General features: G+C 59.6%; 18 protein-coding genes and 1 riboswitch. Of the genes, 11 read left to right on the top strand and 7 right to left on the bottom strand.

Annotation, left to right across the window (positions count from 1 at the left end; translation table 11 throughout):
* Window positions 1–12 precede the first annotated feature (12 nt).
* Entirely contained in the window at window positions 13–918 is a 906-nt protein-coding gene (gene kdgD, locus BJF91_RS08240) for a 5-dehydro-4-deoxyglucarate dehydratase (protein WP_075614016.1), read from the bottom strand.
* A 183-nt stretch (window positions 919–1,101) separates the two neighbouring features.
* Between kdgD and BJF91_RS08235 the strand changes: the two genes are divergently transcribed.
* The 8 genes from BJF91_RS08235 (at window position 1,102) to BJF91_RS08200 (ending at window position 10,295) form a co-directional block, all read left to right on the top strand.
* Complete coding sequence (locus BJF91_RS08235) at window positions 1,102–1,842, top strand: FadR/GntR family transcriptional regulator (protein WP_075614015.1); 741 nt, start codon at window positions 1,102–1,104, stop codon at window positions 1,840–1,842.
* 87 nt (window positions 1,843–1,929) lie between these two features.
* Complete coding sequence (locus tag BJF91_RS08230; RefSeq protein WP_075614014.1) at window positions 1,930–3,309, top strand: M20 family metallopeptidase; 1,380 nt, start codon at window positions 1,930–1,932, stop codon at window positions 3,307–3,309.
* Window positions 3,310–3,387: 78 nt separating this feature from the next.
* Window positions 3,388–4,314 carry an ArsR/SmtB family transcription factor gene (locus BJF91_RS08225; RefSeq protein ID WP_075614013.1) on the top strand — a complete coding sequence of 309 codons (927 nt, stop codon included), beginning with the start codon at window positions 3,388–3,390 and terminating at the stop codon, window positions 4,312–4,314.
* Between the two features lie 230 nt (window positions 4,315–4,544).
* Entirely contained in the window at window positions 4,545–6,071 is a 1,527-nt protein-coding gene (arfA, locus tag BJF91_RS08220) for an arabinosylfuranosidase ArfA (RefSeq protein WP_075614012.1), read from the top strand.
* A 36-nt stretch (window positions 6,072–6,107) separates the two neighbouring features.
* Window positions 6,108–7,211 (top strand): ABC transporter ATP-binding protein, encoded by a 1,104-nt coding sequence (locus BJF91_RS08215; protein WP_075614011.1) that lies wholly within the window; start codon window positions 6,108–6,110, stop codon window positions 7,209–7,211.
* Window positions 7,201–8,097 (top strand): carbohydrate ABC transporter permease, encoded by an 897-nt coding sequence (locus tag BJF91_RS08210; protein ID WP_139310631.1) that lies wholly within the window; start codon window positions 7,201–7,203, stop codon window positions 8,095–8,097. Before BJF91_RS08215 ends, BJF91_RS08210 begins: the two co-directional genes overlap by 11 nt.
* Window positions 8,094–8,936, top strand: coding sequence for a carbohydrate ABC transporter permease (locus BJF91_RS08205; RefSeq protein ID WP_075614009.1), 843 nt, complete (start codon window positions 8,094–8,096; stop codon window positions 8,934–8,936). The genes BJF91_RS08210 and BJF91_RS08205 overlap by 4 nt, the downstream gene beginning before the upstream one ends.
* Before the next feature lie 30 nt (window positions 8,937–8,966).
* The gene (locus BJF91_RS08200; protein ID WP_075614008.1) at window positions 8,967–10,295 is read left to right on the top strand and encodes an extracellular solute-binding protein; all 1,329 of its coding nucleotides are present in this window, start codon (window positions 8,967–8,969) and stop codon (window positions 10,293–10,295) included.
* Between the two features lie 58 nt (window positions 10,296–10,353).
* Here the strand turns inward: BJF91_RS08200 and BJF91_RS08195 are convergent, their stop codons facing one another.
* Together BJF91_RS08195 and BJF91_RS08190 are read right to left on the bottom strand one after the other, a co-directional pair.
* Entirely contained in the window at window positions 10,354–10,830 is a 477-nt protein-coding gene (locus tag BJF91_RS08195; protein ID WP_075614007.1) for a 6,7-dimethyl-8-ribityllumazine synthase, read from the bottom strand.
* Window positions 10,831–10,981: 151 nt separating this feature from the next.
* Window positions 10,982–11,130: riboswitch (FMN riboswitch) on the bottom strand.
* Between the two features lie 161 nt (window positions 11,131–11,291).
* The gene (locus tag BJF91_RS08190) at window positions 11,292–12,191 is read right to left on the bottom strand and encodes a LysR family transcriptional regulator (protein ID WP_075614006.1); all 900 of its coding nucleotides are present in this window, start codon (window positions 12,189–12,191) and stop codon (window positions 11,292–11,294) included.
* A 217-nt stretch (window positions 12,192–12,408) separates the two neighbouring features.
* Between BJF91_RS08190 and BJF91_RS08185 the strand changes: the two genes are divergently transcribed.
* Entirely contained in the window at window positions 12,409–13,692 is a 1,284-nt protein-coding gene (locus BJF91_RS08185; protein ID WP_075614528.1) for an NAD(P)/FAD-dependent oxidoreductase, read from the top strand.
* A gap of 64 nt (window positions 13,693–13,756) precedes the next feature.
* Complete coding sequence (gene amaB / locus BJF91_RS08180) at window positions 13,757–15,292, top strand: L-piperidine-6-carboxylate dehydrogenase (RefSeq protein WP_075614005.1); 1,536 nt, start codon at window positions 13,757–13,759, stop codon at window positions 15,290–15,292.
* Between the two features lie 44 nt (window positions 15,293–15,336).
* Here the strand turns inward: amaB and BJF91_RS08175 are convergent, their stop codons facing one another.
* Together BJF91_RS08175 and BJF91_RS08170 are read right to left on the bottom strand one after the other, a co-directional pair.
* Window positions 15,337–16,230, bottom strand: coding sequence for an NAD(P)-dependent oxidoreductase (locus BJF91_RS08175; RefSeq protein WP_075614004.1), 894 nt, complete (start codon window positions 16,228–16,230; stop codon window positions 15,337–15,339).
* Window positions 16,227–16,646 (bottom strand): GlcG/HbpS family heme-binding protein, encoded by a 420-nt coding sequence (locus tag BJF91_RS08170; protein ID WP_075614003.1) that lies wholly within the window; start codon window positions 16,644–16,646, stop codon window positions 16,227–16,229. Before BJF91_RS08170 ends, BJF91_RS08175 begins: the two co-directional genes overlap by 4 nt.
* A gap of 163 nt (window positions 16,647–16,809) precedes the next feature.
* On the opposite strand from BJF91_RS08170, the gene BJF91_RS08165 reads away from it, so the two are divergent.
* Window positions 16,810–17,700 (top strand): SMP-30/gluconolactonase/LRE family protein, encoded by an 891-nt coding sequence (locus tag BJF91_RS08165; protein WP_075614002.1) that lies wholly within the window; start codon window positions 16,810–16,812, stop codon window positions 17,698–17,700.
* An 84-nt stretch (window positions 17,701–17,784) separates the two neighbouring features.
* On the opposite strand, the gene BJF91_RS08160 is transcribed toward BJF91_RS08165, so the two are convergent.
* Entirely contained in the window at window positions 17,785–19,062 is a 1,278-nt protein-coding gene (locus tag BJF91_RS08160; RefSeq protein WP_075614001.1) for a glycosyltransferase, read from the bottom strand.
* Window positions 19,063–19,590: 528 nt separating this feature from the next.
* Window positions 19,591–20,415, bottom strand: coding sequence for a helix-turn-helix transcriptional regulator (locus BJF91_RS08155; RefSeq protein ID WP_075614000.1), 825 nt, complete (start codon window positions 20,413–20,415; stop codon window positions 19,591–19,593).
* Between the last annotated feature and the right edge of the window lie 104 nt (window positions 20,416–20,519).

The following is a 20,519-nucleotide window of genomic DNA, read 5'->3' as shown; positions in this document are numbered from 1 at the left end:
CGCGGCTTGGTCCTATTTCTTCCAGGGGGCCATCAGCTGGGCCAGGATGTCGACTTCCTGCTCCGTCAGATCTGTCAGTGGTGGGCGCACCTTGCCGGCAGCAAAACCCTGCAGGCGTACGCCGGCCTTGATGGCCGAAACCGCATAGCCCTTCTGGCGGCTGCGCAGATCCATGAAGGGGAAGAAGAAATCGTTGAGAATGCGCTCGCAGGTTGCCCGATCACCAGCGCGGAGCGCCTTGTAAAAATCACAGGCCAGTTGCGGCACAAAATTGAAGACGGCGGAGGAATAGGTGGAGAAACCGGCGCCGAGATAGGCTTCGGCAAACAGTTCGGCTGTTGGCATGCCGCCGATATAGGTCAGTCGATCGCCTATGGTTGCCGTGATGCGGCGCACCAGACCAAGCTCGCCAGTTCCGTCCTTGAAGCCGATCAGGTTCGGGCAGTCATCTGCCAGCCGCTGGATGGTTTCGGTTTGTAGCACGCAATTGTCGCGGTTGTAGACGGTGACGCCGAAGCCGACGGCATCGCAGACCGCCTTTACATGGGCGTAGAGACCGGCCTGTGGTGCATCGATCAGATATTGCGGCAGGAGCAGGATGCCGTCGCCACCGGCTTTTTCAATGCCCTTGGCGATTTCGACGGCGACTCTCGTGCCGCCACCGCAGCCGCCAACGATCGGCGTCCCATTCGATGCGGCCTTGGCTATGGCGACGATACGCGGAATTTCGTCCGGCGACAAAGAGAACATCTCACCGGTACCGCCTGCGGCAAACAGTACTGTTGCGTCGAAGCCCGAAAGCCAATCGATATGGGCGCCATAGGCATCGGGGTTGAATTCCCCAGCATCATCGAAAGGCGTGACCGGAAAGGACAGCAGACCGGCGCCAAGCGCCTGTTTCAATTTGTTGGGTTCCATGCTCCACTCTTCTCCGTTCAACTGAACCGTGCCGCACGATCTTTCTCGCGAAAGGCTTGAACGGACGGCTGTCCTCGTGCTTTATAATGACTACGCCCTAGTCGTATCATGATTTCGAGCGTAGTCATAATATGAATTAAAACACCTGTCCAGCCGGCATCGGCAGGAAATCTGGAGATATGCATGGCCAAGGCTCCTTCCCCGAGCGAAGCGCAGCGCAAACCAAGGCTTGCCGAGAGTGTGATCGAGGCACTGAGGGCCGATATTCTGGCCGGACACCTGCCGATCGGCACGCAGTTGCCGACTGAGCCGGGGCTGATCGAGCGCTTTGGCGTCAGCCGCACGGTCATCCGCGAGGCACTGGCGGAGCTGCGTGCCGCTGGCCTGGTCGATGCCCGCCAGGGCAAGGGCGTGTTTGTAGCCGACGAGTTGCCGGGCCAGGAACTGCGCCTGAGTTCGGAAGAGCAGCGCACCATACCGAAAACGCTTGAAATGCTGGAATTTCGGGTGGCAATCGAAACCGAAGCAGCTGCGCTTGCCGCGGTCAGGCGCTCGTCGGCCCAGGAATACGAAATCCGCGCGGCCCATGAAATGATGGCCGATCTCGTGGCCGAGAAGGCGCCCACGTCGAAGGCAGATTTCGACTTTCATCTGGCGATCGCCCGGGCGACCAACAATAGCTATTATCTCAGCGCCCTGCAGAGTTTTGGGCCGCAGGCTATTCCCCGTTCCAACCTGCCCAACCTCGCGTCATCGCGCAGCGAGACCTATCTGTCGCAGGTCGTGGAGGAGCATGGCCGCATAGCCGATGCCATAGCGGCGCAGGACAGCGATGGCGCCAGGGCCGCCATGCGCCAGCATATTGAAAAGTCGCAGGAGCGGCATCGGGCCTTGGCGCGCACGCTGCGCAAGGACGGTGGTTGATCCGCTGATCAGGCGCGGGCTGTGGTTCACAGCCCTATTCGCTTAAATCCATTTTAGATGTCGGTAACGAACATAAGGCCTTTTTTCATGACCAGAGAGATCCTCATTCGCAACGCTTCCGACTACGCGCTCAGCGGTAAGCTGGCCGGTGACCTCGCGCAGTTGGTCGCGCGCCGCTCTGTCAGTCAATCCGAAGGCAAGCCGGAGGATTTGCAGGCCTATCTAAACGAAGACATCCAGCCGCTGCTGGCTTCGCTCGGCTTCAAGAGCGAGATTTTTCCTAACCCGAGAGAAGGCGGCGCGCCGCTGCTGCTGGCAAGCCTGATCGAGGACGAGACGCTGCCGACCGTGCTGATCTATGGCCATGGCGATGTCTGCAATGGCGAGGCGCATCGCTGGCGCGAGGGGCTCGAGCCTTTCGTGCTGCATCAAGAGGGTGAGAAGCTCTACGGGCGCGGCACGGCCGACAACAAGATGCAGCATCTGATCAACATCAAGGCCTTGGAACTGATCTTGCGGGAAAACGGCAAGCTCGGCTTCAACGTCAAGCTGATTCTTGAAATGGCTGAGGAGACCGGCTCCTATGGTCTGCGGGAGTTCTTCCAAGCAAAGCGCGAGGCGCTGGCCGCCGATGTGCTGATAGCCTCGGATGGGCCGCGACTGGCGGTGGATACGCCGACCATGTTCATGGGTTCGCGCGGTGGTTTTGCCTTCAACCTGATCGTCAATCTGCGCGACGGCGACCATCACTCCGGCAATTTCGGTGGATTGCTGACCGATCCCGCCATCATTCTCTCCCACGCGATTGCAACTATCGTCGACAAGCGCGGCCAGATCCAGATCCCGGAATGGCTGCCGAACAGCCTGACGGACGATATCAAAGCCGCGCTGAAGGACCTGCCGCCGCGCCGGCACGACCCGGATTGGGGACAAGCGGAACTGACGCCTTCCGAGCGGGTGTTCGGCTGGAATTCCTTTGCCGTGCTCGCCATGTCCAATGGCAATATCAACGCGCCGCAGAATGCGATTTCAGGCTCGGCCCGTGCCACCTGCCAGCTACGCTTCGTGGTCGGCACGGATATGGATGGCATTCTGCCGGCATTGCGCCAGCATCTCGACGCCAATGGCTTCTCGATGGTTGCGGTGGAGGCGGCGCGCGGAGAGGCGTTCCGGGCAACGCGCTTTTCGCCCGATCATCCCTGGGTGCGTTTCGTCGAGCAATCCCTTGCCCGCACCAGCGGCAAGGCCGTGCATGTCTTGCCCAATCTGGCCGGGTCGCTGCCAAACGACGCTTTTACCGATATTCTCGGTCTTCCCACCATTTGGGTGCCGCATGCCCATGCCGAATGCGGCCAGCATGGGCCGAACGAGCACGCGCTTCTTTCCATCGCCGAAGAGGGCATGCGGATCATGACCGGACTGTTTCTCGACATCGGTGAGAAGGCCGATGAATTGAAGCAACTCTGATCCGTAGCCGGCGTTGATTCAATCAGGATTCGTGATATCAATCCGAAAGAGACCTTCTTTTCGGATTGATATCAGCCCATGAGCAGAAATTTCCTTGTGATTGACCCGGAAGAGGGAATGGCTGTTCTCAAGGGGCTGGCATCGCCGCTCAGGGTATCGATGCTCAAGCTGCTGCATGAAAAAGGCGCGATGAATGTCAATGACATCGCCGCACACCTGTCCCTGCCGCAATCCACCGTCTCCACTAATCTGCAGGTGCTGGAAGAGGCGGGGCTGATCCGCACCGAAAGCCAGAAGGCGCGCAAGGGTAGCCAGAAAATCTGTTATCCAACGGCGGAGGAAGTGCTGGTCGTCTTCAAAAGCGACCGGCGGGAGATCGACGCAAATGCCATTGAAGTGTCGATGCCGATCGGCCTCTATACCAGCTACGAGGTGACGGCACCCTGTGGTCTCTGCTCGCCAGACGGCATTATCGGGCTGCTCGATGTGCCCAATACTTTCCTTGATCCTGATAGGATGAAGGCCGGGCTGATCTGGTTCACCCGGGGCTATGTCGAATATCAATTTCCCAACAATGCCAAGCTTTCCGGCGCGCAGATCCGGGAAATCGAGATTGCCATGGAGCTCAGTTCCGAAGTCCCCGGCACCAGCGCCGACTGGCCTTCCGACATCACGCTCTCCATCAACGGCACCGATGTCGGCACCTGGACTTCTCCTGGCGATTTCGGCGACAAGCGCGGTGTCTATACCCCGGGATGGTGGAAACTGAAGGGCTCGCAATATGGCAAGCTGAAGAACTGGCGGATCAGCGCTGAAGGCACTTTTGTCGACGGCGTGAAGATTTCGTCCATCGATCTCGACGCCATCGATCTGCTCGGCCACCATTCGATTCGAGTGCGGATCGGCGTGCGCGATGACGCTCGCCATCCCGGTGGCATCAACATTTTCGGCCGAGGTTTCGGCAATTACGATCAGGATATCGTTTTGCGCATCCGGACAGCTTGAATATCCGCATTTCTGATTTCGATGCGCGGAGGTGTCGGCTTTATTCAGGTGCTTTTGTCAGGACCTTCATCTGGCTGTCATACTGTTGTCATTGAGCTTTTTTGCTGTGATGCAGCATTCATTAACGCCCGATTGCCGTGTTTTCTGTCTTGACGCACTCTGAAAATCGCGATTGTATATCCGAGAAGGTGTTTTAAATCAAAAAATACGATATAAATGGGAGGATGACTATGAAGGCGACCGTGTTGGCGCATGCCGATTACAGCATTGCGGAGATCGATCCCAGGCTCTACGGCTCCTTCATCGAGCATCTCGGCCGGGCGGTCTACACCGGCATCTATGAGCCTGAGCACCCTACCGCTGATGAAAACGGCATGCGCCGGGACGTAATCGATCTGGTGCGTGAAATCGATGTGCCGATCGTGCGCTACCCTGGCGGCAATTTCGTCTCGGCCTATAACTGGGAAGACGGTATTGGTCCTAAGGATCAGCGTCCGGTTCGCCTCGACCTTGCCTGGCATACGTCTGAAAGCAACGAGGTGGGTCTGCACGAGTTTTCCGATTGGTGCAGCTCGGTCGGCACGGAAATGATGTTGGCGGTCAATCTCGGCTCGCGCGGGCTGGATGAAGCCCGCAATTTTCTCGAATATGCCAATCATCCCGGCGGCAGTTATTGGAGCGATCTGCGTATCGGCAACGGCCGAGCAGAGCCCTTCAATGTCAAGCTTTGGTGCCTCGGCAACGAGATGGACGGCCCCTGGCAGATCGGCCACAAATCGGCTGACGAATACGGCCGTCTGGCCCATGAGACGGCGAAGGCGATGCGGTCGTTTGACAGCTCGCTTGAATTGATCGTCTGCGGCTCGTCGAACGCGAAAATGCCGACCTATCCGCAGTGGGAGGCCACCGTTCTCGACCATACCTACAATGAGGTCGATTACATTTCCCTGCACATGTATTTCGACAACAAGGCAGGCGACACGCCGAATTATCTCGCCCAGAACAAGAAGCTGGACGATTACATTGTCTCGGTTTCCGGCGTGATCGACTTCATCAAGGCCAAGAAGCGGTCTTCGAAGGACGTCTACATTTCCTTCGACGAGTGGAATGTCTGGTACCATTCCAAGGAGCAGGACGAGAAAATCCTGAAAGGCAATGATGGCTGGCCCTTTGCGCCGCCATTGCTCGAAGACATCTATAATTTCGAGGATGTGCTGCAGGTTGGCCTGATCCTCAACACCTTCATTCGCCGTTCCAACGTGGTGCGGATCGCCTGCCTGGCGCAGCTGGTCAACGTGATTGCGCCGATCATGACGGCGCCCGGTGGTGAAGCATGGCGGCAGACGATTTTCTACCCCTATATGTTTGCTTCCCGCTATGGCCGCGGCACAGCGCTTGATCTCAGGGTCAAGAGCCCGACCTATGAGGTCGCTGATATCGGTGAAGTCGACAGTCTCGATGTCGCAGCCGTTCATGATGCCGAGGGTGGCTTCCTGAGCTTCTTCGTGGTCAACCGGTCGCAGACGGCGATCGAAACGGCTTTCGATTTGCAGGGCTTTGCCGCCGCACCGTCTATTGCCGATTACCAGGTCATGACCCATGCCGACCTGAAGGCGGTCAACTCGCTGGAGCAGATGATGGAAGTCGCGCCGCGCGCGGGCGATGGCCTCGTGATCGATGGTGCCAGCCTTGCCGGTACGTTCCCGCCGATGTCCTACCAGATGATCCGGATCAAGCTGCAGCCGGCAGCGCAATAGCGGCTTTCAGCATCTGGCCTTTGGGAGGAGGTAGCAATGACGGCGCAGATCGAAATCAGCAATGTCCGCAAGAGCTATGGCGCCATGACTGTGCTGGATGGGCTTTCCCTGTCCATTCCAGCCCATGAATTCGTCGTGTTCCTTGGCCCGTCCGGCTGCGGGAAATCGACCTTGCTGCGGATGATTGCCGGGCTTGAAAGCGTCGATAGCGGCGAGATCAGCATCAATGGCGCGCGGATCGATGCGTTGCCGCCCGGCCAGCGCGGCGTCGCCATGGTGTTCCAGTCCTATGCGCTCTACCCGCATATGACGGTGAAGCAGAACATGGCCTTCGGGCTTGAAAACATCGCCGTTTCGCGCGCCATGATCGAGGATCGGATTGCCGAGGCGGCACGGATGCTGGAAATCGGCCACCTGCTGGAGCGCAAGCCGGGCCAGTTGTCCGGCGGCCAGCGTCAGCGCGTCGCCATCGGCCGCGCCGTCGTCAAGGAGCCGAAAGCTTTCCTGTTTGACGAGCCGCTCTCCAATCTTGACGCCGCATTACGCACCCGCACCCGGATCGAACTGGCGCAACTGCACCAGCGGCTGCGCTCGACGATGATCTTCGTCACTCATGATCAGACCGAAGCGATGACGCTGGCTGACCGGATCGTCGTCATGAACAACCGCCGTATCGAGCAGATCGGCACACCGATGGAGATCTACGAGCGGCCCGCCACGCGCTTCGTCGCCGGTTTCGTCGGCGCGCCCGCGATGAATTTTCTCGATGTGAGCGGCTTGCAGCCCTCGGGCTCCGGCATGGTTGCCCGCTGCGGCCAGCATGTCGCGATCTCCACTGCCATTGATCCATCTCGATCCGCGTCAGCCGTGGCGCTCGGCATTCGTGCCGAAGCCGTCCATGTCACACCACCAGGTGCTGGCGATGCCGATGGCGTCATTGAGGTCCTGGAGCGGCTGGGTGATCGTACACTTATCTATACGCGGCTCATCGATGGCCAGAGCGTCGTTGCGGCGGCGCCAGGCCAGACTCAACTGAAGATCGGCGACCCCGTCGGCTTGCGTTTTGAAGGTGAGAAGGCGCATCTGTTTGACGGCGAGGGGCTGGCCTTTCATGCGGAGGCACTGTCCAATGCCGTGTAGCGCCGTCTCCTCTTTCAGCATCCATCAGCCACGCTGGCGCAACGCCGTGTTCGTTGCGCCGTATCTGCTGTTCTTTTCAACACTGCTGGTCTTTCCGCTGATCTGGGGCATCTGGCTCAGCTTTCATAAGGCCGATATGTTCTCGAGCGGCCGTTTTGTCGGCATCGACAATTATGTCAGGCTGTTTCGCGATGCGGTTTTCATCCAGTCGATCTGGAATACGTTCTACTTCGTGCTGCTGACAGTCCCGGCCCTTGCGTTGCTCGGCCTGTTTCTGGCGCTGGCGCTCAACCGCAATACGCGCTCCGCAGCGGTGTTTCGCACGTTGTTCTTCGCTTCATCGGTGCTGTCAGTCACCATCGTTACGCTGATCTGGCGGATCGTGTTCATCCCGCAATTCGGTTTGCTGGCGACAATTTTCGGCTGGTTCGGAGCTCAGGCTCCGGCGGCACTGTCCGATCCTGATCTGGCGATGATCGCGATTGCCATCGCCACGGTCTGGTGGTGCCTCGGCCTGCCGATGATGCTGTTTCTCTCGGCCCTGCAACAGATCCCCGGCGATATCTATGAGGCGGCGGCACTCGACAATGCCAGCCGCTGGCGTACGCTGACGGCCATCACCCTGCCGTCGATCAAGCGCACCTTCATTCTCGTTGTCATTATCCAGATCGTGCTGCAATTCCAGCTGTTTGGCCAAGCGCTGCTGATGACCAGGGGCGGGCCGAACAATGTGACCAGGCCAATCGTTCTTTACATTTACGAAGTCACCTTCCGGCGCTGGGATCTCGGTCTTGGAGCGGCGGCGTCCGAAGTGCTGTTCATTCTGATCCTGCTTGCCGCGATGGGCCAGTATCTTGTGACCCGACGCAAAGGAGAGGTGGCATGAGCGGCTTTTCGTCTTCCCATAGCCGTCTTGGCGACCGAATCGTACTCGCCTTGGTCGTGTTGCTGTCGCTGGTGATGGTGCTGCCAATCCTCTGGGTGATCGGCCTGTCGCTGAAAGAAAACAGCGCGCTGATGGCCGATCCCAATTCGGTGTTCCATGCGCCCTATATCATCGGCAATTACATCAATATCATCAACACGTCCTCGGTGTTCCGCTGGGTGCTCAACAGCCTGATCGTCTCGGTCAGCCTCACCCTGGGCACGCTGATACTGTCGTCGCTCGCCGGCTATGGCTTTGCCCGGCTCAATTTCCCGGGCCGCGATATCCTGTTCGTCGTCGTGCTGTTCGGGCTCGCGGTGCCTGAACAGGCGGTACTGGTCGCTCGCCATCAGATCTTCAGCATGCTTGGCCTGCATAATACCTATCCGGGGCTGATCCTGCCCGGCCTGTCCAGCGCCTTCGGCGTGTTCCTGATGACCCAGTATTTCCGCGCCATTCCGCGCGATCTGGATGAGGCGGCGCTGCTCGACAATGCCAGTCGGCTGAAGATCTTCTGGAAAGTGCTGCTGCCGCTGACGCTGCCGGCTCAGGCAACGCTTGGCATCTTCACCTTTCTCGGATCCTGGAACGATTATTTCTGGCCGCTGATCTCGGCCACCAAGAAGGACATGTACACGCTGACAGTGGGCCTCGCCTCCACCCAGACCAATTTCGGCCAGTCGGAGGGTATTGGCTATCTCATGGCGCAGGCGGTGTTTGCAGGCGCGCCTATCCTGATCATCTATCTGTTTTTCCAGAAATATATCGTCACGGCCGTGTCGGGAGCCGCGGTGCGATGAGAATGCAAAAGTAATGGGAGGAGAAGGACAATGGTAGCTTATAGGAAACTGATCCGCACCGTCATTCCGGTGTTGGCGATGATGACGGCGCCCGCCGCCTTTGCGGCAGACCCTGTGGAACTGAACATCCAGCGCTTCTTTGGCGCCTGCGACGCCGAATATGGCAGCAATACCGATGTCAGCAAATCGGTTGGTGAATGCGGTATCATCACGTCGCTGATCAACAAGTTCAATGCCGACAATCCGGATATTCACGTTTCCGTCGCGACGGTGGAGTGGCCGGGCTATGACCAGTTGAATGCGCAATTTGCCTCCAACGACCCACCAGATATCGTCACCATCCATGAATCGGCGCTGTCGGATTACCAGTCCAAGAAGCTTATCATGCCGCTCGACGATCTCCTGGCGTCGCAGGGCATCAAGCCTGATACCTTCACCGAGGCGGCAAGGCAGGGCGCGACCAAGGACGGCAAGTTCTACGGCCTGCCGATCGACAGCTGGACCATGCTCTACCATATCAACATGGACCTGTTTAAACAGGCGGGCCTGGTCAATCCTGATGGTACGCCGATCCTGCCGAAATCGCCGGAAGAGCTGCTGGCTCAGGCCGAGCAGTTCAAGCAGAAGACCGGCAAGCCCTATTTCGTGCAGAACCTCGCCAATGAGACCGCGCTCTATATGCGCAATCTCTACACCTATCTGTTCCAGCAGAATTCAGACTTCTTTGCCGATCCCAAGCATGTAAAGCTCGATACGCCGGAAGCCAAGCGCGTCGTCGAGATGTACCGCACCATCTATGCCAAGGGCTATACGACCAAGGACATGGATTACGGCGCCTCGATAACTGCCTTCCTCGCCGGCGCCGGTGGCGTGCATCTGAACGGCACCTGGGTGATCGGTGATTATAACGCGTCCGCCGCCAAGCCGGGCACGGCACTGAACAAGGGCGGCTATGCCGTCTATCCCTATCCGCAGCTGTTTTCCGGTGATCATGCCCAATATGCCGACGGCCATACCTGGGCGGTTTCGGTGAAGGACCGGACGCCCGAGCAGACAAAGGCTATCGCCCGCTTTCTGAAATTCTTCGTAGACAATGATTTCGAGTGGTCGCGCACAGGCCATCTGCCGGCCGTGCAGGCGGTTCTGACTTCGGATGCTTTCAAGGCCCTGCCGCATCGCGATACGGTATCGGCCGTGGCGACGCTAGGACGTCCGCTGCCGTCGCAGGTCCAGCGGCAGTTCCCGATCCAGGATATTATCGGGGAAGAAATGAGTGCCGCCGTGTCCGGTCAGAAGGATGTCGACGCTGCTCTGAAGGACGCCGAGGGCCGGGTGAACGACCTGCTCGGCAACCTGTGACAAACTGACATTGACGAAAACAGCCCGGAGCCAGCGTACTGGCTCCGGGCTGTTTGTGTTAGATGGCGGATACCAGGACTTCGGCGCGGGCGGCCAGAATGGCCTTGCAAGCGTTGGCGGCTTCCTTGCCCTTGATCACGAAATGATCGCGGAAGAAGGCAATGTGGGCTTCGCTTTCCTGGAAATTATGCGGGGTCAGTACCGCTGACAGCACAGGCACTTCGGTGTCGAGTTGCACGCGCATTATGCCATCGAGAACCGTGCCGGCGACGAAATCATGACGGTAGATGCCGCCATCGACAACAAGCGCGCAGCCGAGGATGGCGCGGTATTTGCCGGTCTTTGCCAACGTCTGGGCATGAAGCGGAATTTCAAGGGCGCCGGGCACGTCGACAATGTCGATCTCGCTTGCCGTGCCGCCCAGTGCCTGCCATTCGGCAACGAAGGCGTTTACGCATTGATCGACGATGCCGGCATGCCAGCGGGCACGGATTACGGCGATGCGGTTGGGTTCAAGTCTTGCTGCAATAGTCATCTTCTAGCCTTTCAAGGGTTTGCACATCGCCGCCCGGTTTGCTGACAAGCAAGCGAACCGATTGCAACACCGCGCGGACGCGGCAAATTTTCCCTTGGGCGAACAGCAATCAACGCTATGCATGGAGTTGCCTCCAGACACAGTGCTTCCTGCGTGCTCTCTTCCATCCGGACTATACCGTCGGCTCCGGCATCTCACCGGATCTGCTGACCTTTCAAGGCTACCCCTGAAAGCGCTCGCGGGCTCCGGGCTATGCCCGATACCGCCGGTGGGGAATTGCACCCCGCCCTGAGAACATCTGGAGAATAGAGTTGAATGGATCAGGAAATCAAGCCTATTTCGCAACCGCAGCAAGAGGCGGCTCAAAAACGCATAAACCTGCTATCGCCTCTCTGATATGCAGTAAATTATCCTGCTCAATTTTGTTTCAGTAGAAGCGCACGACGCGGGAACCGCGCAATTCAGCTCCTGTCCGGCGCTGTTTCTGCGAGAATCCAGTCCCGGAAAGCCTGGAGCGGCGGGTGGGAGCCCCGTTCGTTCGGCCAGACAAGATAATAGGCTTCCGCGCTTTGCATGGGACGGTCGATTGCCTTGACCAGACGGCCCGAGGCGAGCTCTTCTTGAATGAGAAACTCCGGCAGCAATGCCACGCCAAGACCCGCCATCGCCGCCTGGGCTGCCGTGGCGAACTGGTCGAACAGCATGCCGCGTACCTGGTCGGCCTCGGCGCCGTTGGCCCGCAGCCACCGCTCCCAGGCGTCCGGCCGAGTGGTCAAGTGTAGCAGAGGCGCATCGCGCACGTCATGAGCGCTCTCGAAGCGATAGGTATCGCGCAGGCCAGGGCTGCAGGCGGGCACGACCGTTTCTGAGCGCAGCAGCGACATTTCCGCACCCTGCCAGTCCGCCAGCCCGAAATGAATGGCGGCGTCGACAGGCTCCAGCCGGAAATCGAAATAGGACAGCTTGGTGACCAGATTGATGGTGATGCCGGGATGCTGGTTGAGAAAACCCGGCAGGCGCGGTGCCAGCCAGCGGGTGCCGAAAGTCGGCAGGATGGCGAGATTGAGCGTGCCGCCAAAGGGATTGGCCTTCAACGTCAGCGAGGCGGTGCTGATCATTCTAAGCGCATCGCGGATTTCACGAGCATAGATATTGCCGCCTGCCGTTAGCCGGATCGTCTGGCGTTCCCGGTGGAAAAGCTCGACGCCGAGTTGTTCCTCCAGCGCCTTGATCTGCCGGCTGACCGCACTCTGCGTCAGGCTGAGTTCACGCGCGGCCGCCGTGACGCTGCCGGTGCGCGCCGCCGCTTCGAACGCGGAGAGAAGTTGTAGGGAAGGCAGGAAACGGCGCGGGCTTTGCATTGCGGGTCCAAGGTCGGTCGGTGTGTGGTCGATGTGAAGCTATAGGCCGTTTTTCGGCAAAGGTCATTCCGTCTGGGAAAGAACTCTTGCACAAACAGCGATAGGCGCGCTCTGGCGAACCGGCTATGCAGTTGCTAGACTTGAGTTGCCAAAACAAGCAAAAACCACAGTCGGGCGGCAGGCAATGGCTTTGCTGATCCGACGTAGAGGGACCGTCATGCAGGGGAATCCACGTTCGCACGGCCTTTGGGAGCGCACCGCGCCGCCGGCACCTGTGACCGCTCCGCTTACCGAGCATCTCATTGCCGACGTTGTCGTGGTCGGCGGCGGTTACACCGGGCTTTCGGCGGCACTTCATCTGGCCAAGGCCGGTGTTCCGGTCGTGCTGCTGGAAGCCGTCGAGATCGGCTTTGGCGGCGCCGGCCGCAATGTCGGGCTGATCAATGGCGGCATGTGGGTGATGCCCGATGATCTCGCCTCCGTGCTCGGCACTGTCCATGGCGAACGGGTGCTGCAGCAACTGGGGGACGCGCCGCTGCTGGTGCGTAAGACCATTGAAAAGCACGGGATTGCCTGCGAATTGGAAACCAATGGCACGCTGCATCTCGCTGTTGGTGCCGATGGTCTTGAAGAATTGCAGAACCGTCATCGCCAATGGCGGGCGCGCGGCGCACCTGTCGAGCTGCTGTCTGCTGAGGAAACCGCGCGCCGGGTGGGAAGCTCGGGCTATTTTGGATCGCTGTTTGATCCCCGCGCTGGAACGCTGCAGCCGCTTGCCTATGCCCGCGGTCTGGCCGCGGCGGCAATCAAGGCCGGGGTGCGGATTTTCACCGGCAGTCCAGTGACCGAGACGGTGAAGGAAGGCGAAAACTGGCTGGTGAAGACTGCCGCCGGTCATGTCTCCTGCCGCTGGATCATCGTCTCTACCGACGCCTATTCCACCGGCCCCTGGCAAAGCGTGCGGGAAGAGCAGATGCATCTTCCCTATTTCAATTTCGCCACCAAGCCCTTGGGCGACAATCTGCGCCGCTCAGTTCTGCCCGGCCGCGAAGGCTGCTGGGATACCAAGGAAATTCTTTCTTCCTTCCGCATGGATCAGTCCGGTCGGCTGGTGTTCGGCAGCGTCGGCGCGCTGCGCCACGGTGGAGCGACAGTGCATCGCGCCTGGGCCATGCGCAGCCTGAAGCGGCTGTTTCCGCATCTTGGCGAGGTCGAGTTTGAAGCCGAATGGTATGGCAAGATCGGCATGACCACGGATGCCGTACCGCGCTTCCACCGCTTTGCCAAACGTGTCGTCGGCTTCAGCGGCTATAACGGCCGGGGCATCGCACCGGGCACCAGTTTCGGGCGGACACTGGCGCAACTGGTTCTGGGCGAGATCGGCGAGGCGGATCTGCCGCTTCCGGTCAGCGACGTCGAGGCCGTGCCGTTGCGGGCGCTGAAAGAAGCCTATTACGAAGCGGGCGCGCAAGTCGCTCATCTCGCGGGCGAGCGGCTCTGACCTAAACCGCCCATTCCTGTTATCCCATTCTTAGCAATCGAAGTTTCAAGGAAAGATCAAAGCAATGTCGAATACCAATCTGCCCGCCGAGGTCTCACGCATTCTCACCGGTCTCGGTGTCTCCGCCGATGCGCTGAGCGGTGGCTCTCTGGCCGTGACATCGCCGGTCGATGGCAGCACCATCGCTAAGCTGAAGGTGATTTCGGCGGATGACGCGAGCCGCTCCATCGATGCAGGCCATGCGGCCTTCCTGCAATGGCGGCTGGTGCCGGCGCCTAAGCGTGGCGAGTTGGTGCGGCTGCTGGGCGAGGAACTGCGTGCCCATAAGGACGATCTCGGTCGGCTTGTTTCCATCGAAGTCGGCAAGATCACCTCGGAGGGCCTGGGCGAAGTCCAGGAAATGATCGACATCTGCGATTTCGCCGTCGGTCTGTCGCGCCAGCTTTACGGCCTGACGATTGCCACTGAACGCGGCGAACACCGGATGATGGAGACCTGGCATCCGCTCGGCGTGACCGGCATCATCTCCGCCTTCAATTTCCCAGTTGCCGTCTGGTGCTGGAATGCGGCGCTGGCCCTGGTCTGCGGCAATGCCGTGGTCTGGAAGCCATCCGAGAAGACACCGGTGACGGCGCTTGCGACCCAAGCGATCTTCGAAAAGGCTGTCCGCCGCTATGTTGCGGCCGGCGGCGTGGCGCCTGACAATCTCTCAACCGTGCTGATCGGCGAGCGCGCCATTGGCGAAGTGCTGGTCGATCACCCGAAAGTGCCTCTGGTATCGGCTACCGGCTCGACGGTCATGGGCCGGGCTGTCGGACCGCGCCTTGCGGCACGCTTTGCCCGCGCCATTCTGGAACTCGGCGGTAACAATGCCGCGATCGTCGGCCCGACGGCGGATTTGGATCTGACGCTGCGCGGCGTTGCCTTTGCCGCCATGGGCACGGCTGGCCAGCGCTGCACGTCGTTGCGCCGTCTGTTCGTGCATGACAGCGTTTATGATACGCTGGTGCCCCGGCTGATCAAGGCCTATGGCTCGGTCACGATAGGCAATCCGCTGGAAGCCGGGACGCTGGTCGGCCCGCTGATCGACGCGCGCGCCTATCAGGGCATGCAGAAGGCGCTGGAAGCCGCCAAGGCGGCCGGTGGCACGGTGCATGGCGGCATGCGCGTGCGTGAGGAGCTCGGTGACGATGCCTTCTATGTCCGTCCGGCATTGGTGGAAATGTCTGACCAGACCGGCCCAGTGAAGGAGGAAACCTTCGCGCCGATCCTCTATGTCATGCGCTACAGCGATTTCGACACGGCGCTCGCGCTCAACAACGATGTGCCGCAGGGCCTGTCCTCGTCAATCTTCACCAACGATTTGCGCGAAGCCGAAGCTTTCGTCTCTGATCGCGGCTCCGATTGCGGCATTGCCAATGTCAATATCGGCCCTTCGGGCGCTGAAATCGGCGGAGCCTTCGGTGGCGAAAAGGAAACAGGCGGCGGCCGCGAATCCGGCTCGGATGCCTGGAAGGCCTATATGCGCCGCGCGACCAATACGGTGAATTTCGGCCGCAGCTTGCCACTGGCGCAGGGCGTGAAGTTCGACGTCGAATGAGATGAAAAGCACCCCACCTCGACATCGTCGAGGTGGGGTAGCGCTCATGAGCGGTTAGCTTTATCCGGCTGGATCTGGCTCAGCCAGAGATAATAGGCGGAATGGTCCAGATCGGCGCCGCCCTTGTTATGCACGAAATCGCTGAAGCCTGCTTTGACCGTTTCCGACAGCGGCAGGGTAAGCGCATGCTTTTCTGCGACCGCCAGCGCATTGTTCAGGTCCTTCAACTGCGCCGCAGATCGGCCGCCCGGCTTGAAATTGCCTGTGACCATGCGCTCCCCGTGGAGGTCGAGGATGCGGCTATCGGCAAAGCCGCCGCGCAAGGCGCCGCGTAGCGTAGCAGGATCGCAGCCGGCTGCGTCTGCCAGCCGGAAGGCCTCTGCGACTGCGCCGATGGTGACGGCGACGATCAGCTGATTGGCAAGCTTTGCCGTCTGGCCGGTGCCAACAGGACCCATCAGGGTTGGGCGACCCAGGATTTCGAGAATTGGCTTGGCGGCTTCGAAATCCGCAGGCGCTGCGCCAACGAAGATCGACAGCGTCTTTGCCTCGGCCCCCGCAACGCCGCCGGAGACCGGGGCATCCAGGAAGCGCTTGCCCATCTTTGTGGCCAGCGCCGCCAACGCTTGATCGCAGGACGGCTCGACAGAACCCATGTCGATGATGAGGGCTTTATCAGCCGCAGCGGCGATCGCGCCATCATCCTCAAGCACCGCGCGGGTGGCCGGACCGTCGAGCAGCATAGAAATCACTACATCCGCATTGCGGGCGGCCTCAGCCGGGCTTGCGGCAATCTTTGCAACATCAGCGAGTGCCTCGGCCTTCTCCGTCGACCGGTTCCAGACCGTAACCTCGAACTGGCTGACCAGATGCCGCGCCATCGGCCCGCCCATCAGGCCGGTGCCGAGAAAGGCGATACGGGTCTTCTGCGAGTTCATGGCAGATCGGCTCCGATGGCGGCAAGCGCCTCGCGTGCCACGTCCTCATCCTGCTCGCCGGAGCCGGAGCCGATGCCGATGCCACCGATCAGCATGCCGCCGACCCGAATCGGTAGACCGCCGCGTAGACCTGTTGCCTCGTTCTGGGTGGCAGCCGCCAATAGCAGCTTGGCACTGTCGGGCACGCTGTGGCTGGGGGCGGCAAGCGAGGCTGCAGTCCGGGCCTTGGCTGTGGCGCTTTTCAGCGACAGATACCGCGAGCCACGCATGCGAAACGACGCCAGCAACACACCGCTTTGGTCAACAATCACAATGCATTGCGGCTGGCCCATAGCCGTTGCCGCATCGATAGCGGCGCGCAGGAGTGCGGCCACTCCCTCGTCGGTCAAAGCGCTCGATGGTGTCGTGAAGCTCATGTAAACCACTCCCTTGGCAGGTGCTCTTCCTCATGTTAACGATACCATATGCGAACCGGATGCGCTTGGCGAGAGGCAATAGCTGCGCGCCAACATCTGTTAAAACCCTGTGTCAAAACCGGCTCGCGCAAAGATATCTGTACGTGTTGGGAGGCGCTGTCACATGTCGTTTTTCGAAGTTTCCGATCCGGCTTTCGGCCGGTTTGTGATGGGCAATGCGCCGGTAAAAAAGCTGGCGACGGGCTTTGATTGGGTCGAAGGCCCGGTCTGGTTTGGTGATCTCGACTGCCTGCTGTTCTCAGATATTCCGAATAACCGCGTCATGCGCTGGACACCGGATGGGACGCTGACGACATTCCGCTCGCCGTCCAATTTCTCCAATGGTCATACGCGCGACCGGCAGGGACGGTTGGTGAGCTGCGAACACGGCACCCGCCGCGTCACCCGCACCGAATATGACGGTTCGATCACTGTCATTGCCGACAGTTTTGAGGGCAAGCGGTTGAATTCGCCCAATGACGTCATCGTTGCTTCCGATGGCGCCATTTGGTTCAGCGATCCGCATTACGGCATCGCCACTGACTATGAGGGTACGAAAAGCGAGCAGGAATTGCCCTGCAATGTCTATCGCGTCGACCCGTCAGGCACGATTGCTGCTGTTCTGACCGATTTCAACTGCCCGAACGGACTGGCTTTTAGCCCAGACGAAAAGCGGCTTTATGTCGCCGATACCGGCCGCATGCACAGCAACGATCCTCAGCACATCAGGGTCTTCGATGTCGACAGCAATTGGAAGCTGACTGGCGGCGAGGTCTTTCATGTGATCGACAAGGGCTGCGCCGACGGCATGCGGCTGGACAGCGAGGGCAATCTCTGGTCCTCGGCGGCGGATGGTGTTCATTGCATCGCGCCGGACGGGCATCTGATGGGCAAGATCCTGGTGCCGGAGACAGTGTCCAATCTCTGCTTTGGCGGCCGTGGCAAGCATCGGCTGTTCATCACGGCGACGACCAGCATTTACGCGATTTCGCTCAACCGCAAGGGTGCCCTTTAGGCGAGGTGCCTGTGCCGCTGGTATTCCAAGGGAAAGCGAGGCGCCAGAGGATTGCGTAGGCGCCGGTCACCTTCCCGCAAACGCCTAGCCATGAGAACGGCTTTTGATGCCGAGCCCGTTTATGGCGGCAATGGCCATTGCCAACCCATCTTCTGCGCGCATGCGTTCGCCTAGCGCCATGGCATTGCGGCGCATGTCGTCGCTATCGGCCGATGCAATCGCGTCGGCCAGGCCATCAACGGTAAGACCTGCCCGATCCAGAGGTCGCGGAGCGACACCAAGCTTTTGCAGGCGATGACCCCAAAATGGCTGGTCGCCGAAAAAAGGTACGACGACAGACGCAATGCCGGCCCGCGCGGCTGCCGTCGTCGTGCCGGCGCCGCCATGATGCACCGCGAGCGCCATTTTTGGGAACAGCCAGTCATGGGGCGCGCGCTCGATGCGGAAAATCCGGCCATCATCATTGTCGTCATCGCTGCGCAGCCCCCCCCAACCGGCCGCCAACACCAGGCGCTTGCCGGTCTTGCGCGCAGCCTGCAGCGCGAGATCGGCAAAGCGGCCTCCATCCGGACCGATCATGCTCCCAAACCCGACATAGACGGGCGGTGGCCCGTCGTTGAGGAAATGGGTGAGGCCTGCCGGTGGCTGCCAAGTCGATCCCTCTTCCAATTGCCAAGGGCCGGTGACCCAAACATTGGCTGGCAAATCGGCAGGGGGCTGGACCAGCGTCGGGCTATAGGCAAATAGCCGTAAATGCGATCGCGGGCGGTAGGTGTAGGGACCGAGCCAGGAATATGGCGCGAGCCGCAGGGCCGGGCGCACCACGTCATTATAGGCCGGGCGCAGAATATGCCAGATCAGCATCTGCGTCGCATGGCCGAGCGCGACATTGAACGGCCCCGGCAGCGAGCGTGCCCATTCCGGCAGCGGCAAAAGCGGCGGCTGGTGCGAGGGCAGGGTGGGCACCAACTGAGTTTCCGCAACCGGCAGACCCAGATATTCACCGAGCGCTGCGGCAAGATGAAAAACCATACCATTGCCGATCAGCAAATCCGCATCCTGGGTGGCGCGCAGGCCTTGAGCCGGCCAGGTGGCCGCCATGGATTTCAATCGCCGTCTTGCAGCGCTTGCCATTGCCAATGGCGACAGTGCCTTGGACATCGCCTTTTTATCACTTCGCATCCAGTGCTGGAAATCGCCGCGTAGTGGCGCGAATTCCAGGCCATGCTCGATGACGAGATCGGCACATTGCGGATCGGTTGCGATCCGTACGCGATGGCCAGCTTGCTGGAGACCAACGCCTAACGCGACCAATGGCCGGACATCACCCTCTGTGCCAATCGTGAATATGACGATCTGCATGGTTTGCTCAACTACCTGCTATCGGTGCCCTGCATCGGCACCGGATCTTCGACCCACTCGGCAAAACCGGAGCCCAAACAGCCGCGCTTGGTGGAAAGCGCGCGATGCGTAGCCCTTTGAACTTCCGCATCATTTTCCCTTCCGATCCCCTGAAGGTTTCAGGTGAGTACGTCAGAAATTATGCAGCAGCATTCCGGCGGCGGCAGACTGGATGTCCGCCGGCCGTGGTGTGTGATTTCATCGTCTTATGCTGCCGGTGCGGTCGCAACCCGGGGAAAAAACCGGGCCCGTGCTGCGCCTCCTCTACGCAGGCGCGGTTGACGCTGTGCCGACACATCCCAGGGTTGTCGTATAGTTCACGAAAACGCCTTTTGTCTAAGAAGGGCCATGCGACATATCCCATAGGACGCTGTGACGAGTGTCGTTCATTTCGACGTGGAACGGTCAGACACAGCAGCGCTGAGCCTGATCGCAGTTCCACGTTAAACACATTCAGGTTATTGCCAAAGAGTGAGCCGGCCTGATGCCTCAGGCGCGTGACGGCATGGCAATGGCTACCTTGCGGGCCTCCGCCGTCTGAAACCTGTCGGTCTGAATAAGGCCAAGCATGATTGCCTTAACGACAGCCTGGGTGCGATTGACCGCTTCCAGCTTACGCTTGACCGATTCCATGTAAAACTCGACTGATTTTTCGGAAATGCCGAGGATCTTGGCAATCTCCCAGGACGACTTGCCCTTGGAGACCCAAATCACCGTTTCCTTTTCGCGAGCAGATAGGAAAGAACGGCGGCGGCGATAGCTGCCGATCAGATGCTCTTCCATGACAACGGCCAGCGCACAGGAGTGGAAATACTGCGCGACGATGTGGATGAGATGAGCTTCCGGCAGTTCTGCCTGGAACTTGTCTTCCGGGATGACGGTCATGACGGCGAGTTCGCCATGGCGCGACATCAGCGGAACGGTCAGACCGTTAGCGATGCCATGTCGGGCGGCGTCATCAAGGACCGCTTGTTCATTCGCCGTCAAGCCGCCAGCATCGATCACGTCTTTCCAACGGAACGGCGTCTTGCGAGTGAGACCTGCGTTGACAATCGGATCGTTATAAACGTGCCGTTCGGCCGCATAGAGTTCGCTCCATTCTTCGGGAAAGTTGCTGATCCCGAATGTATGGCGAGTCTCGGTCGTGGCGTTCAAGACCGGCGTCTGGATAATGTGGTAGGAAAAATACCGATAGCCTAGGGACTTGATCGTTGCATCCATAACGGATTTCATATCCGCTGTGCAGGTCGCTCCGTTCAGCCGCGTAATGAAACGATCGAGTGGATCGATAGCTTTGTGCCTAATGTCGTGCATGAAAAATTACTCCAAATCGTCGTTCATTGAAAAATAGAAGAGCGGACATCGGAGATGCGGGAAGTCCGCACAATAAAATCAGTATATTCTTATTTAATGATCAA

Source organism: Gillisella taibaishanensis (assembly GCF_001938985.1).
GTDB classification, from domain to species: Bacteria; Pseudomonadota; Alphaproteobacteria; order Rhizobiales; family Rhizobiaceae; genus Allorhizobium; species Allorhizobium taibaishanense.
This window is presented reverse-complemented; position numbering and strand designations above follow the sequence as displayed.